This window comes from Serratia sp. CY83965 (assembly GCF_052166375.1).
In the GTDB taxonomy this organism is placed as follows: Bacteria; Pseudomonadota; Gammaproteobacteria; order Enterobacterales; family Enterobacteriaceae; genus Serratia; species Serratia marcescens.
The window spans coordinates 228,204-244,989 of the sequence record NZ_JBJNOV010000009.1; the positions used below are offsets into that span (position 1 = coordinate 228,204).

Annotated in this window: 17 protein-coding genes and 1 tRNA gene; 6 read left to right on the top strand and 12 right to left on the bottom strand. The window is 55.5% G+C overall.

Annotated features, from left to right (window positions below):
- Nucleotides 1-186 precede the first annotated feature (186 nt).
- The 5 genes from ACJ8PL_RS17680 (at nucleotide 187) to ACJ8PL_RS17700 (ending at nucleotide 4,466) form a co-directional block, all read left to right on the top strand.
- Entirely contained in the window at nucleotides 187-1,488 is a 1,302-nt protein-coding gene (locus ACJ8PL_RS17680) for an anaerobic C4-dicarboxylate transporter (protein WP_016929379.1), read from the top strand.
- A gap of 109 nt (nucleotides 1,489-1,597) precedes the next feature.
- The gene (cutA, locus tag ACJ8PL_RS17685; protein WP_015376376.1) at nucleotides 1,598-1,921 is read left to right on the top strand and encodes a divalent cation tolerance protein CutA; all 324 of its coding nucleotides are present in this window, start codon (nucleotides 1,598-1,600) and stop codon (nucleotides 1,919-1,921) included.
- Complete coding sequence (locus ACJ8PL_RS17690) at nucleotides 1,897-3,615, top strand: protein-disulfide reductase DsbD (protein WP_397609342.1); 1,719 nt, start codon at nucleotides 1,897-1,899, stop codon at nucleotides 3,613-3,615. Before cutA ends, ACJ8PL_RS17690 begins: the two co-directional genes overlap by 25 nt.
- A 39-nt stretch (nucleotides 3,616-3,654) precedes the next feature.
- The gene (gene dicD / locus ACJ8PL_RS17695; protein ID WP_016929381.1) at nucleotides 3,655-4,230 is read left to right on the top strand and encodes a division control transcriptional repressor DicD; all 576 of its coding nucleotides are present in this window, start codon (nucleotides 3,655-3,657) and stop codon (nucleotides 4,228-4,230) included.
- 160 nt (nucleotides 4,231-4,390) lie between these two features.
- A tRNA-Phe gene (locus ACJ8PL_RS17700) sits at nucleotides 4,391-4,466 on the top strand.
- Between the two features lie 925 nt (nucleotides 4,467-5,391).
- Here ACJ8PL_RS17700 and ACJ8PL_RS17705 read toward each other — a convergent pair.
- The 12 genes from ACJ8PL_RS17705 to ACJ8PL_RS17760 form a co-directional block, all read right to left on the bottom strand.
- The gene (locus ACJ8PL_RS17705) at nucleotides 5,392-5,670 is read right to left on the bottom strand and encodes a hypothetical protein (protein ID WP_442517286.1); all 279 of its coding nucleotides are present in this window, start codon (nucleotides 5,668-5,670) and stop codon (nucleotides 5,392-5,394) included.
- Nucleotides 5,671-5,808: 138 nt separating this feature from the next.
- Nucleotides 5,809-6,345 carry a helix-turn-helix domain-containing protein gene (locus ACJ8PL_RS17710; RefSeq protein WP_016929383.1) on the bottom strand — a complete coding sequence of 179 codons (537 nt, stop codon included), beginning with the start codon at nucleotides 6,343-6,345 and terminating at the stop codon, nucleotides 5,809-5,811.
- Between the two features lie 103 nt (nucleotides 6,346-6,448).
- Complete coding sequence (locus tag ACJ8PL_RS17715; RefSeq protein WP_110146525.1) at nucleotides 6,449-7,243, bottom strand: MrpH family fimbial adhesin; 795 nt, start codon at nucleotides 7,241-7,243, stop codon at nucleotides 6,449-6,451.
- Nucleotides 7,244-7,642: 399 nt separating this feature from the next.
- Nucleotides 7,643-8,449, bottom strand: coding sequence for a hypothetical protein (locus ACJ8PL_RS17720; RefSeq protein WP_152514000.1), 807 nt, complete (start codon nucleotides 8,447-8,449; stop codon nucleotides 7,643-7,645).
- 162 nt (nucleotides 8,450-8,611) lie between these two features.
- The gene (locus tag ACJ8PL_RS17725; protein WP_110146524.1) at nucleotides 8,612-9,265 is read right to left on the bottom strand and encodes a fimbrial protein; all 654 of its coding nucleotides are present in this window, start codon (nucleotides 9,263-9,265) and stop codon (nucleotides 8,612-8,614) included.
- Between the two features lie 56 nt (nucleotides 9,266-9,321).
- Nucleotides 9,322-9,867, bottom strand: a complete 546-nt coding sequence (locus ACJ8PL_RS17730) for a fimbrial protein (RefSeq protein WP_406948089.1) — start codon at nucleotides 9,865-9,867, stop codon at nucleotides 9,322-9,324.
- 33 nt (nucleotides 9,868-9,900) lie between these two features.
- Nucleotides 9,901-10,395 carry a fimbrial protein gene (locus tag ACJ8PL_RS17735; RefSeq protein WP_016929388.1) on the bottom strand — a complete coding sequence of 165 codons (495 nt, stop codon included), beginning with the start codon at nucleotides 10,393-10,395 and terminating at the stop codon, nucleotides 9,901-9,903.
- A 14-nt stretch (nucleotides 10,396-10,409) separates the two neighbouring features.
- Nucleotides 10,410-10,940, bottom strand: a complete 531-nt coding sequence (locus tag ACJ8PL_RS17740) for a fimbrial protein (RefSeq protein ID WP_442531307.1) — start codon at nucleotides 10,938-10,940, stop codon at nucleotides 10,410-10,412.
- 76 nt (nucleotides 10,941-11,016) lie between these two features.
- Complete coding sequence (locus tag ACJ8PL_RS17745; protein WP_033634298.1) at nucleotides 11,017-11,769, bottom strand: fimbria/pilus periplasmic chaperone; 753 nt, start codon at nucleotides 11,767-11,769, stop codon at nucleotides 11,017-11,019.
- Nucleotides 11,770-11,787: 18 nt separating this feature from the next.
- A complete protein-coding gene (locus ACJ8PL_RS17750) occupies nucleotides 11,788-14,328 on the bottom strand; it encodes an outer membrane usher protein (RefSeq protein WP_097102942.1) in 2,541 nt (846 codons plus the stop codon).
- A gap of 46 nt (nucleotides 14,329-14,374) precedes the next feature.
- Nucleotides 14,375-14,917 carry a fimbrial protein gene (locus tag ACJ8PL_RS17755; RefSeq protein WP_016929392.1) on the bottom strand — a complete coding sequence of 181 codons (543 nt, stop codon included), beginning with the start codon at nucleotides 14,915-14,917 and terminating at the stop codon, nucleotides 14,375-14,377.
- Between the two features lie 92 nt (nucleotides 14,918-15,009).
- Nucleotides 15,010-15,552 carry a fimbrial protein gene (locus ACJ8PL_RS17760; RefSeq protein WP_079449977.1) on the bottom strand — a complete coding sequence of 181 codons (543 nt, stop codon included), beginning with the start codon at nucleotides 15,550-15,552 and terminating at the stop codon, nucleotides 15,010-15,012.
- A 415-nt stretch (nucleotides 15,553-15,967) separates the two neighbouring features.
- Here ACJ8PL_RS17760 and ACJ8PL_RS17765 point away from each other — a divergent pair, with 415 nt between their 5' ends.
- On the top strand, nucleotides 15,968-16,711 hold the full coding sequence (locus ACJ8PL_RS17765; RefSeq protein WP_079449976.1) for a winged helix-turn-helix domain-containing protein: 744 nt from the start codon (nucleotides 15,968-15,970) through the stop codon (nucleotides 16,709-16,711).
- Nucleotides 16,712-16,786: the final 75 nt, after the last annotated feature.

Below are 16,786 nucleotides of genomic sequence, written 5' to 3' on the forward strand. Positions count from 1 at the left end.
TAGGCGCCCACAAAATTTTAACGTTTTATTTTCAATTTACACCCTAAATCATTGGGACTGCATCAAGGCGGCAAGAGCGCAAGTCCCCAGGAGCTTACTCAAGTAAGTGACTGGGGTGAGCGCTCGCAGCAAACACCGATGCAGTTTCAAGGATGACGGGAAATCTCATTTTAAGGAGTAAACACTATGCTAGCCGTAGAATTGGTTATCGTTCTGCTGGCCATCTTTTTAGGGGCCAGGTTGGGCGGTATCGGTATCGGGTTCGCGGGGGGATTGGGCGTTCTGGTCCTGGCGCTGATCGGCGTCAAGCCGGGCAGCATTCCTTTCGACGTGATTTCCATCATCATGGCGGTGATCGCGGCGATCTCCGCCATGCAGGTCGCCGGGGGGATGGACTACCTGGTGCAGCAGACCGAAAAGCTGCTGCGCAAGAACCCCAAACATATCACCATTCTCGCCCCTATCGTCACCTACTTCCTGACCATCTTCGCCGGCACCGGCAACATCTCGCTCTCGGCGCTGCCGGTGATCGCCGAAGTGGCGAAAGAACAGGGCATTAAACCTTGCCGGCCGCTGTCGACCGCCGTCGTCTCCGCCCAGATCGCCATCACCGCCTCGCCGATCTCCGCCGCGGTGGTGTACATGTCTTCGGTGATGGAAGGCCACGGCGTCAGCTACCTGCACCTGCTGATGGTGGTGATCCCGTCCACCTTCTGCGCGGTGCTGGTGATGTCGCTGCTGGTGACCTGGCTGTTCGACTCCAAACTGTCTAACGATCCGGTGTACCTGAAACGCCTGGAAGAAGGCCTAATCACCCTGCGCGGCAACAACGCGCTGGCGATCAAACCGCGCGCCAAAACCTCGGTGCTGCTGTTCCTGCTGGGCGTGCTGTGCGTGGTCGCCTACGCCATCATCAACAGCCCGGGCCTGGGCCTGGTGGCCAAGCCGCTGATGAACACCACCAACGCCATCCTGATCATCATGCTGAGCGTCGCCACGCTGACCACCCTGCTGTGCCGCGTCGACACCGACATGGTGCTGAACTCCAGCACCTTCAAGGCCGGCATGAGCGCCTGTATCTGTATCCTCGGCGTCGCCTGGCTGGGCGACACCTTCGTACAGGCCAACATCGACTGGATCAAAGAGACGGCCGGCAGCGTCATTCAGGCGCACCCGTGGCTGCTGGCGGTGATCTTCTTCTTCTGCTCGGCGCTGCTGTACTCGCAGGCTGCCACCGCCAAGGCGCTGATGCCGATGGCGCTGGCGCTGAACGTGTCGCCGCTGACCGCCGTCGCCTCCTTCGCCGCCGTTTCCGGCCTGTTCATCCTGCCGACCTACCCGACGCTGGTCGCCGCGGTGCAGATGGACGATACCGGCACCACGCGCATCGGCCGCTTCGTGTTCAACCATCCGTTCTTCATTCCCGGCACCATGGGCGTGATCTTCGCGGTGGTATTCGGCTTCCTGCTCGGCAGCGTCATGCTGTAACGCTTCGACCGGGGCTGCGGCCCCGGTTTTCCTTTTGGCGATAAACTCGCCTTCTAGCCAATCCGCCTTCAGGGTATAGTGCCCATTCGAACCGATGAGAGGGCTGAAGATGTCTGATTGCGAAGCTGTCGTCATACTCTGTACCGCACCCGATGAAGCCAGCGCCCAGGAACTGGCGGCGCGGGTCCTGGGCGATAAGCTGGCGGCCTGCGCCACGCTGCTGCCCGGCGCCACCTCGCTGTATTACTGGGAAGGGAAACTGGAACAGGAATACGAGGTGCAGATGCTGTTCAAAAGCGATCGCCGCCGTCAGCAGGCCCTGCTCGACACCCTGAAACAACATCACCCCTACCAGACGCCCGAGCTGCTGGTCTTGCCGGTGATGGCCGGAGATAAAGACTACCTGTCATGGATCAACGCTTCATTAAACTGATTTTGCTGCTGTGCAGCCTGTGCTTCCTGCCGCAGGCGGCGCAGGCTTCGCTGTTCGCGCCGAAGGGCGGCAGCCAGTTCGTGCCCGTCGATCGGGCCTTCGCCTTCGATTTCAAACAGCAAGGCGGCCTGGTAACGCTGAACTGGCAGATCCGCCCCGGCTACTACCTGTATCGCCAGCAGATCAAACTGGTGCCGCAGCAGGCAACGCTCGGCGTCTTTACCCTGCCCGAAGGATTGAGCCACAAGGACGAGTTCTTCGGCGAAGTGGCGATTTTCAAACAGCAGTTGAATCTGCAGGTGCCGCTGCAACAGGCGGCGGCCAACGCCAGCCTCAGCGTCACCTATCAGGGCTGCGCCGAAGCCGGTTTTTGCTACCCGCCGGAAACCCGAACCATCCCGCTGGACGCGGTCAGCGCCACCGCAGCCGCGCCGCTCTCAGCCTCTGCACCGGCTGAAGCCCCCGCCGCACCGGCCAGCCTGCCGTTCTCGCCGCTGTGGGCATTGCTGATCGGCATCGGCATCGCCTTCACCCCGTGCGTGCTGCCGATGTACCCGCTGATCTCCGGCATCATCCTCGGCCGCGACCGGCCGCAAAGCAGCGGCCGCATTCTGGCGCTGGCGGTGGTTTACGTGCAGGGTATGGCGCTCACCTACACCCTGCTGGGCTTGGTGGTGGCCGCTGCCGGATTGCAGTTCCAGGCGGCGCTGCAGCATCCTTACGTCCTGATTGGCCTGTCGGTGCTGTTCATCGCGCTGGCGCTGTCGATGTTCGGCCTCTATTCCCTGCAGCTGCCCTCGGCGTTGCAAACCCGGCTGGCGAACTGGAGCAACACCCAGCGCGGCGGCTCGCTGACCGGCGTGTTCCTGATGGGCGCTCTGGCCGGATTGATTTGCTCGCCCTGCACCACCGCGCCGCTCAGCGCCATCCTGCTGTATATCGCCCAGAGCGGCAATCTGTGGGCCGGCGGCGGCACGCTGTACCTGTACGCGCTGGGGATGGGCATTCCGCTGGTGATCGTCACCCTGTTCGGCAACCGCCTGCTGCCGCGCAGCGGCCCGTGGATGCAGTACGTGAAAGAAGCCTTCGGCTTCGTCATTCTGGCGCTGCCGGTGTTCCTGCTGGAGCGAGTGATCGGCGATCTGTGGGGCATGCGCCTGTGGAGCCTGCTCGGCCTGGCGTTCTTCGGCTGGGCCTTCGCCCTGAGCCTGAGAAGCGCGCGCGGCTGGGCTCGCGCCCTGCAACTGCTGCTGCTGGCGGCGGCGGTGATCGCCGCGCGGCCGCTGCAGGACTGGGCTTTCGGCGCCGACCAAGCGCAGCAGGCCGCTCAGCCACACCTGGCCTTTACCCGCATCAACAACGTCGCACAGCTCGATCTGGCGCTGCAACAGGCACGCGGCAAGCTGGTGATGCTGGATCTGTACGCCGACTGGTGCGTAGCCTGTAAAGAGTTCGAGAAATACACCTTCAGCGATGCGGCGGTGCAGGCGAGCCTGGCCAACGCAGTATTGCTGCAGGCGGATGTGACCGCCAACAGCGCCGAACAGGCGGCGCTGCTGAAGCACCTGCAGGTGCTGGGGCTGCCGACGATCCTGTTCTTCGACCGGGCGGGCCAGGAACTGACGGCACAGCGGGTCACCGGCTTTATGAAGGCGGAAGCCTTCAACGCGCATTTGCAGAAAGTAATGCGATAACTGACACTGAAGATCGGAAGCGAATGGGAGGAAGCACAAGTGCAACGTGAACACGTCCTTGATACCGCGCTGGGCCTGCTGGAACAACAGGGCCTGGCGACCGCCACATTAGAGATGCTGGCGGAAAAACTCGACGTTCAGCCCGGCGATCTCAAACGGTTCTGGCCGGATCGCGAAGCGCTGCTGTACGACTGCCTGCGCTACCACGGCCAACAGATCGACACCTGGCGCCGCCAGCTGCTGCTGGACGAAAATCTGAGCCCGCAGCAAAAGCTGCTGGCGCGCTATGACGTGCTGGCGGAATACGTGCAGCAAGACCGCTATCCCGGCTGCCTGTTTATCGCCGCCTGCAGCTTCTTCCCGGAAACGGACCACCCGATCCACCAGCTGGCGGAGCAGCAAAAGCTGACCTCGCTGGAGCTGACCCGCGAATTGCTGCGTGAAATGGACGCCGATGACGCCGACATGGTGGCGCAGCAAATGGAGCTGATTCAGGAAGGCTGCCTGAGCAAACTGCTGGTAAAACGCCAGCTCCAGGACGTATCGGTCGCCAAACGGCTGGCGGAAGACATCTTGCAGGTGGCGCAGTGCCGTCGCAACGGGGCGTTGAGCTGAATCGACAGGGTTGACGGCATAGACAACCCAAGGTGCCCCCCCCGGCAGGCGCATTTTTTGCGCCCTTTGCCTGAAAAGCCAGCAACCGGAGGCATTTTCGCGTATTTCACGCATAAAGCCGTTGACGGCTTTATGCCAATACGGTTTAATGCTGCCCGTTGCCCGGATAGCTCAGTCGGTAGAGCAGGGGATTGAAAATCCCCGTGTCCTTGGTTCGATTCCGAGTCCGGGCACCATATTCAGAATAACCCGCCTATGGCGGGTTTTTCGCTTTCTGGAGTACGAACTCTCCATCGAACTGCGTTCGATTATTCGGTCTGAAGACCTCACCCTGCGGGCCAGCGCTAAAGCGCTGTTCAACGCGGCGCCAGCGCCGGTTGTCCGAGTCCGGGCACCATATTTAGAAGAACCCGCCTATGGCGGGTTTTTCGCTTTCTGGGGGACTGACTCTCCATCGAACTGCGTTCGACTATTCGGCCAAAGGCCTCACCCTGCGGGCCTGCGCTGAAGCGCTATTCAACACGGCGCCAGCGCCGGTTGTCCGAGTCCGGTCGCCCTATTTAGAAGAACCCGCCTATGGCTGGGTTTTTGCTTTTCAGAGACAGGACTCTCCATCGAACTGCGTTCGATTTTTCGGCCAAAGGCCTCACCCTGCGAGCCAGCGACACAGGACGAATGCTCCCTTCTCTGCTTGCATCCCCCAAGAACGTTGGCTCCAGGGGCAACCGGATTACCGCATTCTCGGCATTAGGCGTGAAAGTAACGGTGCCAAGCGAGCAATATCCAATGTTGATACTCACTCTCTGGTAAAAAACGCTACCTCATACAATGTGCAGCAGCGTCAATGACGCCGCCATGAAGCCAATCGGCGGGAAGAATGGCCGTAGTCTTGAATAGACAACTGCCTTTTCTTCATATGCTGCGCATGCTTATAGAATGAATAAATGCTTAAGCAGAATAAAAACATCGCGAAATAGAACAAACTCACTTCACCTTTCCCTTGGTGTAGATAATACCCAACGTAAATTACGCACAGCTACCATCACTGCCAACGATAATAATTCACCGAACTTATGCTTTGAGTCGGAACAACAGGCTATTTAATCAATAGTCACAAAAAAAGCAGGGAGGATAACCCTGCTTGTCATTTTAAAATCAATATTACTGACATAGCGGCAAATACTTCTTCATAAACGGCGATTCGCAGAACGCATTCATGACTTCGCCTTTATCTTTAGGCTTGGCGCCTGAGTTGGTGTTGCCTGCACATTGCCCGCTATTTTTCCCCTGGCCATTGATGCATTGGCCAAAATCGCTATTGCCGGCGCCGCTGGCGTTGCCATGATTCCCCTGCACATTCTGATTGCCGTTAAAACCGGCGTGCGCATAAGACATCATCATGATGCCAGCGCCAATAAGTAAAGCCGCTGTCGTTTTCATAACTGTCCCTTTGTGTTATTTAGAAAATGAATAAAAAAAATACTTAACATTCCCTTGGGGAATGTTAATCACAACTCATGATTTTTTAGCGTTATGAAGATATCAGATGAGAATAATTTAAATTATCCCCCATCACGGTTAGGAATACTCTGCCTCTGGTGATAACAACCAATAAATAAAATCATGGCTGCGGTTTAGCATCAGCTTGCCCATCACCGAACGTTTATGACTGTGCACCGTTTTAACGCTCACCCCCATCACTCTGGCGGTTTGCGATTGATCCAACCCGCGCCGTAAATAGCCGATAACCTGCCGCTCACGGGGAGTCAACAGCTTAGCGGGAAATCGACATACCGGCTTCGGATTAACCAACGTATCAGACAGCAGCGCAAACAAGCACTGCTGATCGTCGGTGCGGTACAGCACCCGGTTCGCGCGCCCGGAGGCAACGGTCTGCTTTTCCTTAATGGTGACGACATGCGCCCCGGAATAGGCTGCCCAACGCCGGGCACGCCGGGCCGGAGAGGTCAACACGATGTCAGGCCGCTCATCGCTGCCCGACGGCAGAAAATGCGCGATTTTATTATGCTGCTGCGCATATGTCGCAATGCTTAACCGCAAGCCGGCGGCAAAATAGCGGTTTTCGTCATCGATGACGATATTGAGTGGTTTCATTTCATTTGCCCTATTCATAACTGAATGACTTTTGACTTTAGCTTTCTCAAGATAAGTGAATAAGCATCGGACCGATCATATTTCCCTTATTGCTCCTGACACATCATGGGATACTTAGTATTATCACTTTCGAACCTTGAAATTCACCGACACCGCTGGGAGAGCCGCTCAGCGTTGAGCTTAATGTAAACGTTTTTCCTACCGGGCCGACCACTGCCGTATGCCCAATACCGAGATCGTCACCGTTTACTTTCAAATGACTGGTGATCCCACCGCCCAGCTGAAGATCGCCTTTTCCACCCTGTGCGACAATCAATAATTTGAAATCTTTATTACAGGCCGCTCTAAAGGAACTGCTGACGGTATGGCCATTCACCCCGTCACTCGCTATAGAACCGTGATCCAACTCAATATAGGGCTCTTCAATGCTGCAGTATGTGGGGATAATTTCCGCCATCGTGCAATCCAGAGCCCCTCCGTCCATTGGTACAATGGGCCCCGAGAGTAGCTGATATGCCAATGCATAGCAGTGCTTTTCTAAGGCAGACACATATCTGGAGTTTACCGCCCGATTTAAATAGCCTTTCCTGGCGAAAAGATCGGCTAACTCCCCCATCGTTCTTAAGTATGATGCCTCGCGACCTAAGTAAAATGATTCATCAAAGTAGCCCACATTGAGGGGAGAGTTATAGTATATGAAAATACGGCACCTACTATCATCGCCCGTCATAGGGCTATAACAGGAAAGTAAAGGGTTCCTGCTGGAGTCGTCCACGTCCCATCTTATAACTTTAACTAAATATTGTTTAGCCGGTGGTGAGTATTTTACGTCTAACTCCCAGCTACCTTTAGCCTGAAGTGAAAAAATCAGCATAAAAAAAAGCAAAAACGGTTTCATATCTCACTCCATAAAAATATGATTCTTCTTTATAAGAAACCCATAAAAACTCAGCCCAGAACCCCTGGCTATTTATTGATGTTTAACCAGAGGCATTACCTGGCTTGATAAAACATAAGGGGGGAATCACACTACTCTCACCCCAAAAAGAATGAAAAATCAGAAAATCAGCTTATAGAAATCAACATCCATACAGCCTTTACCTTCACGCCACTGGATGATTAACCTGTAATAACAATCGATTACATTTTTACATCGCAGCCACCCTTTCCAAGTCAAGATATTGGTGGACCGGAGCAATAAACTCGTTCATTTCAAAAGGTAAATAATCTGACATCCATTTACGTCTTGTGCACATGTCAGTTTGTAGTCGTGTAGAGCACCTTACCCAAATGATTCTCAGGCGGGTTCTATCACCATAATGGCGCTGCCAAAATAACTTCCGGCATTATTCAAGCCAAATAATTTACTTGTTAAATTAAGCACGTTAGCACCAGCCAACAGATTAAACACGCCACCAATCGCATGACCATTAACGCTTATATACGCAAGCCCTGCAGGTGAGAGATTGATATAAGGCTCATCATTAATGAATCGCACCCTTACTTTTGTTCCCGTGCTGCATTGAATTGAAACCTTTCCTTCCGCTATGGAGCTCTCAGCTTCTTTAATAGAAAGAGTGCCATGATCAATTTCCACTTTTGGTGTTATAATGTTGCACCATTGCTGGGGAGGAGGCACTATCAGGCACATGCCCGCAGGATAGAGAGTACCGCTCCAGGGTGTTAAAACACGACTCGCGGCAGCCACATACCCCAAACATTCAGGAATATCGCCCCCCAGATAACCGCTGTGAAGAATGGCATTATTTTGCTTCCCTCTATAAACTTCCATAGCAAGATCACTGATTGTTCGCACACCATTACCTGACACATTGCCAAACCCTTCAATTCTTGCAATAGGATTGCTTGACTTAGACTCATAGTGTTTATGCGCAATACCTACGAACCATTTATCAGGTACAACAACATCCCCCGCACTACCGATCTCGATGACTGACTCTGTGTACTCATACTTCATATATCTTGAGGCGCCATTATCCACAATAGTGCTGGAAATAGAGCTCACAATAGGATAAGGGCTGGCGTAGCCATATGAGACAATTAATCCGGCAACGATACCAATAATATGCTTTATAATTGACACCCATCCCCCTTACCGGTCAAAAAAAAAAAGAGCAAAACAAAATGAATAAAGAGATCGATGTAGATCATCCGCGAAGCCCCATTCTTCATAGCGAATATGTCAGAAAAATCGACGCATAATAAGCTACTTGAAAATTAAATTTGGCCCACCAATTATCCGCTTTTAATCGTAATTGAGGCTAAAATCCACTGTTGCCCCAAAACTCCCCGCCCGCAAAGGCGCGCCGGTACGTTCAGCCATCACGTTGTAGTTCAACACATTGCTGCCCGGCGTCAGCCACAGCGGCTTGCCGCGGCTGCCCAAACGAATGTCTTCGCCCTGGGCATCCAGCAGGCGCAGCCCCATCCCGCTCACGCCCTGCGCTTTCACCAACTGCGGGTTATCCGCATCGGCCGGTGCACGGAAGCTCACCCGCACCGCCGGCTGATCCGCCGCCCAGCTCAGCGCACCGGTGCGTTCATCCCGGCTCGCCGCCGGGCTGCGCAGGCAATCGCGCAACCGCAGCGCAAAGCGCACCGCCGCGCCGCGATCGCCGGTTTGTGTCAATGACCCGGTCGCTACCTCACCCAGCCAAATTTCCTGCCGCACGCTGTCCATCTCCAGCCGGCAGGCGCTTTCGGTCAATGCCCCCCTGACATAAAGCACACCGTTAGCGCCATCCACTTCCCAGTTATCTACCGCCTGCGCCGCCGGCAGCAGCCACATCATGGCCGCCAGGCTGAGCGGCGCCATCAGCGCCAGGCCGCCCAGCGAGGCGTAATAGCCCAGTTCACCGCGCAGGTATGCCCAGTCACGCACCGTCTGTTTCCCTGTCATAGTTCTCTCCTGATAAAATGGGGGCTTAGGGCCGTTTGCCGTCACGCTAAACATGCTTACTCATATTCCAGGCCGAAAGTCGCCACGGCGGAAAACGTTCCCAGGCCAATGCTCTTCTGCGCTAGCGCCTGCGGTTCCCCTTGCACATAAACCTGCAGCTGCAGGCTGTTGTTCCCCTTGGCGATCGAATAGCTCTCGCTCGGTTTATTCATCGCCAACGGCTCACCCGTCGCCGTCTCCAGCCCCAAAGCGATCCCGGTCGCCATACTGGCGCCATCCGGTTTTAGCAACCCTGGCAGCGCACCGCTTTCGGCACCGGTGAAGGTCACCTTCACCGTGTTGCCCAGGCTGATGTCACAGTCCTGCAGCACCAGACTGAACGCCTTACCGGGAGTACGGCCATAGGTATACAGGTACTTATCGATCACCGTACCGAAATCCAGGCGGATATCCTCATCACCCGGCCGCAGCGTGCAAGGCTCGGCGACCAATGCGCCGCTGAAATGCATATTGTCAGCGGCGGCCCAACACCCACTCGCGCCGATCAGTAACCCCACGCCGATAACGCCTCGCCACATCGCCGTTTTACTTATCCTCTCCATGCGCTTTTCCTCTTCTTTCTTCCGGCCCGTGGCTCAAAGGTAATTCGCCTGCAGCGTCGCCGTGGCGGCGAACGCGCCTTCTTTCAATGGCACACCCGCTTTGGCAACCGGCACCGCTTCCAAACGCGGCGGATTCGCAGGATCGATTTTGATACTGCTGTTCGGGGCGAACGGTTTGTCATCCCGGTACAAGCGGATACCGAGGTTACCGTTATCTGTTTGCAACGCGGCGTTATCAAAGGACGCAGCGTTGCCCTTAAAGGTCAATGTCAGCTCCCACGGCAGGGCACCGGGCAAATCACATTGGATGCGGTAATTCACCGCTTGCCGGTAGTTGACACCATCGACTTTGTTGATACCGACGCGCTGGCCAAACGCCACTTCGATCACGCCGCCATCGTTGATGCGGCAGGGCGGCGGCGCACGCAACGTCCCTTTCAGGTGCATGGCGACCTCTTCGGCAGCCTGAACGGAATGGCCGAACAGACTACTTGCACACAACAGCATCACGGCAACGCCCTGTTTCATGTTCGCCTCCCGGTTCATTGATAATCGACACGCAACGTGGCGGAGGCCGTAAACTCGCCCGTCGGTAGCGTCGCGTTCGCCTGTTTCACGGGCACCGCCTCCAGCTTCGGCAAGACGGGAAAGGTGAAATTCTGCCAACTGTTCAATTCGATACGTGCATCGTTGTTTAAAAACGCAATGCCCAGGCTGCCGACATTGGTCTGGAGCAGCTTGCCATCGAATCCCGCTCCGGTGCCGGCAATCAACAGCCGCATGCCGTTCTTTTCCGGTTTGTCGCAGGTCACCGAATAGTCGACGAGCGTGCGATAATTTTCGCCATCGACGCGCGTCGTCATCACCTCATCACCGAAATTCACCTCGATCGGCTGATTACCGTTGATCACGCAAGGCAGCGGCGCCAGCACGGTCACTTTGACCGATACCATGGTGGCGGCTTGCGTCACTCCAGCCGCAAACAGGCAGAATGCGCCGGTCAAAAAAAGCATGCATGTTGTGTTAAATAAGCGGTTCACCTTTTTGCCCATTCCCTGTTGTGTACTGCCCATGATGTTCCCCATCACGTCGGGCGATACGATAATGAGGACGTTTTGCCCATCCGCGCCGCAAACGCCCGCCGTAACATCAAGACGCTTTCTTCTCCGGCACCACTTTGCAGACCGTACCCGCACAATTGAAGCTCAACTGCGGGCGGCCGCCGTAGTCGTTGATATAGGTCAACACCGGGCTGTTACCCAAACTCCCGGCACTCACCGCCAGCGGCGCGCTGCCCTTCGGCTCGATCATTAACGGTTCGAACCCCTTGGCGCCTTCAATGCCTTTGCGGCTGGCGGCGTCAATCAGCGTGACGTAAAACGGCGTCGGGTTGTTCACCACATACTTGTCGCCCTGTTTACTGAGGGTGAGCTGCTCCTGCCACGGCGCCGCGTTGCGCTCCGGCGCGATCGCCGCCGGGCGGTAGAACAGCTTGATTCGCGTTTGCAGCGCGATTTGCAGCGAGTTCGGTTTGTTGCTCTTCGGCGGGATCTCGCGCAGGTTGAAGTAGTAAAGCGTCTCGCGGTCCTGCGGCAGCATCTTCGCCGCCGGCAGTGCCTGGATCTTCACCTGGCTCGGCTTACCCGGCTCGATGCGCTGCACCGGTGGCAATACCGTCAGCGGACTCTGGATCTTGTTGCCCTGCGCGTCTTCCAGCCAGCCCTGCGCCAGATATGGCAGCTGTTTGTTCTGGTTGCTGACGCTCAGGCTCACCGACTGCACGCCGCCGTCGAAAATCACCCGGGTGCGATCCAGCGCAATAGCCGCCTGCGCGGTTGGCGACAGCGCGCCGGCCAGCAACGACGTGGTGGCCAGCAGGCCGATGGCGTTACGTTTGCTCATCATAAAAAACTCCTTAATTCAGTGTTCGTCGCCGCCCGCACCGGCGCTTAACGCCCGGCACGGCAGCAGTAAATTGGCTGTCAGCATCTCGGCCGGCAGCGGTGTCGGCATGTGCACTTCGCACTGTTCGGTGCCGTTCCAGCGCACCGTCATCCGCTCCCCTGCGTTGATGCCGCTCAGGTAGACGCTGCCGCCGTCGTTGACGATACCGGTCTCCTGTTTACGGGCATTCAACACTGTCGCGCCGAACGGCGGTTCACTGCCGTCCGCCAGCTTAATCACGGCCATCGCCTTCTCCCCGGCGATCACCGCAAACTTGCGGTAACCGATGGCGCCTTCGGTCAGCGTCGCCTGCACCACCGAGGTAGTGGCCTCGGCGTTATCGTCCAGCTTGTCCAGATCGATGCTGGCCTTGTTGCGGTAGTAGCTGTTGACGTCCGTCACCACCGCCTTACCCCAGCGGTTGGTCGCCATCGTGCTGCCGTATCCGCGTACCGGTACCCCGGCCACCCCTTCGGTATCTAACAACAGTCGGGTCCCGCCAGCCATACCGGTACGGTGCAGCGCGCCGCCTTCGGCGGTCAGCGTCATCCCGCCCTGCAACGAACCGCCGATGGCGCTGTACCGGTCCTGTTGGTAGCTGGCGTTGGCGCTCATCCGCGCCAGATCGCCATCGCGGTTGTAGTAGCCGCTCAGGTTGGCACCGCTGCGCGAGCCGCCGGCGCTGATCTGGTAGTTGCTGCGATCGTCGATGCGGTCGTAATACCCCACCCGGTGGGTGCTGTCGTCACGGTTCACCGTTGCGTTGTAGCTCAGCGTGGCGCCGTTGCCCCACGGCACCGACAGCGACAGATACATGCCGTCGTCGTTGGTCTCGTTGTAGCGGTTGCGGTAAGCCGACAGCGACAGACTCAGGTTTTTAAACCGGCCCAGGTCGAAATAGCGCGACATCGTCAGGCTGTAGCGATCGTTGGCCGGCCGATCCCAGTAAGTCTGGTGGCTAACGTTGAGATACGCGCTCAACCCGATATCGCGCAGCTGCTGGTTGTAGGTGATGGTGTACATCTCCTTGCTGTTGCCGAACCGTTGCCCGAACTGGCGCGCGTCCAGATACTCGCTCATGCTCATAAAGTTCTGCTCGGAGAAGCGGTAGCCGGCAAAGGTCACCTGGCTGTCCAGCTCGTCGAAGCTTTTCGAGTAGCTGAGGCGGTACGAGCCACCGCTCAGCGTCTCGCCGTTGTACGGCAGTTTGGCGCGCGACTGGGTGACGTCGAACGACAGCGCCCCCAGCAGCATCAAATCGCGGCCGATACCCAGTGCCGCCGCGTTGTAATCGCCGCCCAGCAGCCCACCGCCGAACAGCGACCAGCCGTTGCTCACCCCCCAGGAGAACTCGCCGGTGCCGAACATCGGCCCCCGGTAGCGGTGATCCATATCCGACGGCTTGCCCGCCGCCAGCTTGTAGCGCAGCGAGCCGGGGCGCGTCAGATACGGGATGCTGGCGGTGCTCATTTTGAATTCCTGCACACTGCCGTCCTGCTCTTCCACCCGCACGTCCAGATCGCCTGTAACCGCATCGTTTAGATCCTGGATACGAAACGGCCCGGCGGCGACGGTGGTCTCATACAGCACCCGCCCCTGCTGGCTGACAGTCACCTTGGCGTTGCTCTTCGCCACTCCGCTGACTTCCGGCGCGTAACCGCGCAGGTTCGGCGGCAACATGTTGTCGTCGGAGCGCAGGCTTACGCCGCCGAAGCGAAAGCTGTCGAACAACCCGGAATCCAGGTAGTCCTCGCCCAGCGTCAGCTTGGATCTCAGCGCCGGGATCGCCCGGTAGGCGTAGTAACGACTCCAGTCCAGTTGCTTATCGGTTGACTGCCCTGAGCCGGTCTGGTGGTTCAGGTTCCCTTGCCAGTCGGCGCGCAGCCGCCAGGCACCCAGGTTGGCGCCCGCCACGCCGTTACCGCTGGCGCTGTAACCCCGTGAACCTGTCTGCAATTGATGCTGGGTCTGCATATTGACGTTGTAATCAAACAGCAATCCCGGTATGCCCTCGTCCCAGCGGGCCGGCGGATCCCAATCCTCAGAGACATAGTCCAGATAAGCCTGGGGGATGCTCAGATACAGCGCCGAGGTGGCTAAATCCCCACGCACTTCCATACCCGGCAGACTGGCCTCGTCCAGACAGGCACCTTCGCGCCACCAGGTTAACTTTTTCAGCGCCTCAGCCCTGATACCCAGCTGCGCCACCAGCTCCGGCGATAAGCAGGCACGGCTGCCATTGGCATCGTCGTCCGGTGCATAAAACGCCACCGGCTGTTCCGGCAACGTGGCTTTATTGATATGTACCGCCATGCCGTACTGACCTGGCATGATGTAACCGCCACGCGAGAACTGGCTCAGATCGATGTTTTTGCGGTCGTTCACGTCCAGCACGTCGGTATTGAACTGGATGTCTTCCACCGCGCCGGCTTTGCTCGCCAAGCTGCCCAGCACCAGCGCCACGCAGGCGCTGAGAATATGCAAACGAAACGGTTTCCCGGCAGGTAAAAACATCATTTCCAAGACCTTTTAATTTATTGATTTCCCTGACTCATCAGCCGGCTCAGTAATAATCCATTTTGAAGCGCACTGATGAGAAATAGTCCCCGGCCTTCAATGGCCGCTGGTTACTGATTAACGTCATGGCGTAATTCAGACGGTAATTCCCCGGCAATATATTTATCGACGGAAGAGATTTCCCAGGTGTGGCAATATTTCCGTCGGCATCGGTTATTTTCAGTGCAATACCGGAGGCATTACCGCTAACGCCAAACATTTCGCCATCAACATGGCCATCAAATGTAATCTGGAATTGTTTCCAGTCCGGTAAGTTTTTATCGGCGCGTTCGAGCACGCAATTAACCAATTCAATACTAAATGGTACCGACCGACCTCTGCCGTCGCGCGCAATATCTGAGACAGGCATAATATCCATATCGATAATTTGCTCTCGGCTTTCCGTTGCTATTGCACAGGCAGTGTCAATAATAGCCCCTTGCATATTGACGCGCCCTTCACCTTGCACGGCAGAGAACGCCTGCTGGGAAATAAAAAATGGCGCCAGCAATAGGCAAAAAGCCCCTATTTCTTTTATTTGTTCACTCATTGCCATTCCCTGGTGAAATCATGCTGCCTTGAAAATGGCATGCGGGGTGCCCCGCATGCCCGATAATCACACGTATTTCGTCAGGTAACGACTTACTGGTAAGCCAGGGTAAAGTCGGCTACGGACTGGAACTCACCCGGGACGATCACGGCGGTGGAAGCCGAGCTGCCCTGCAGATAAGCGGCGAAGCTCAGGGTGTTGGCACCGTTTTGCAGCTCACGCGCTTTAGAAGGTTTGCCCAGCTCGATGTTGGTACCTGCGCCGTCGGTGATGGCGATGCCGGCGCCTTTAGCGGTACCGGTGATGCCCAGCAGTTTGCTGTCGGCTTCAGAAGCGGAACCGGAGAAGGTCAGCGCTACGGTGTTGTTTTTGCCTGGATCCTTGGCGGTCAGCTCACAGTTTTCCAGCTTGATCTGGAAGTTGCGCGGGGTGGATTTACCGCCGTTTTTCAGCGCCACGTTAGAGATTGCACCCAGTTCAACGGTCTGATCCAGAGATTCAGGCGCGATTGAGCAAGGAGCGTCAATGATAGAACCGCTGAAGGTCACTTTACCGTGGCCTTGGTCAGCAGCGTGCGCCAGAGAAGAAACACCAAATGCCATAACGGCGGCCAGCATAATTTTATTCAGTTTCATATAAATCCCTTACATTCCTTAGTAAGTAGTGGAGTAAATTAAATCCGTAAGTCACGCATGCAATGCCGCAGTTTTATTCCTGAGCGTTGTATTCGTGGCTAATACATAGCGTTTTTGCGCTCCGTATCAGTGGGAACAAATTTACACCCTCCGATCTCATTTTGAAATGTTATGTCGCAAAAATACAAAAACACAGGATTATTATCGACAAAATAATAATTAAATAGATTTTAACACTAAAAAATAGAATTTAATTATCAATATTTATTTAAGAAAACTTGTAAGCAGATAAACATTTCATGTCAATTATACGGATAGAGAGAAAAATCCTATTTACACACAGCGTGAAGGATTGAAAAAAGCCGCATCAGGTCTCAGAATAATCCCTCGACAGGAAAGTTGACGGGTAAATGAAATGATTTTTATCATAAATGAAGACATCCTCTTTAATGAGGATGAGGGCACGCTGTCGCATATTGATAATGCCAGCAATAAAATAGTTTTACTTAAACCGACCGGCAGATTGCTTTCGTTGTTTATTCGAAATAATGATAAGCTGCTGCTGCGAGAGAGGTTGCTTAATGATGTCTGGGTTGAGCATGGGCTCAAAGCCTCCAATAACAACCTGAATAATTACGTTTCCGGCCTGCGTAAGTCATTGGCGCAGTTCGGCGTAGAAGATATTATTGTGACCTACCCCCGCCAGGGGTTTAAATTTAATGCCGCAAGCATTCAACAGATGGATATAAAAACCAATGAGATTAATAATAATGATTATAGCGAAACCGAAATAGCGTCAACGCCGCCGCCGGCAAGAACGCCGAACTTTCGCCGCTCGGTACAGCGCTTAATTATGATCATGGCCGCTTGTTTAGTGCCGTTTGCCGCGATTGTGCTTTACCAAAACAGCACGCGCATCAGCGTTTATCCGTTGGGCAATGAGCAAAATTGCCAAATTTACACCATGCGGTTAGGCAGCGGCGAGCTGGCAAACATTAAGCGAGAGATACGGCAAGCCGGCTTCGACTGCCAATACCGGGCGGATGTCTATTACTATGACAACATTCGCAATGAGGATGCCGAGAAGGACGAACAGTGGTTAACCTATTGCCCGCGGGCGAGCAATAGCCCGTGCATTAACAATTACATAAAAAAATAACGATATCTCAATTCATTTTAAAATAGCACCTGGGCTATGAATCCACCTTGCCCCTCGGTCGTACCGGGGGCGCAG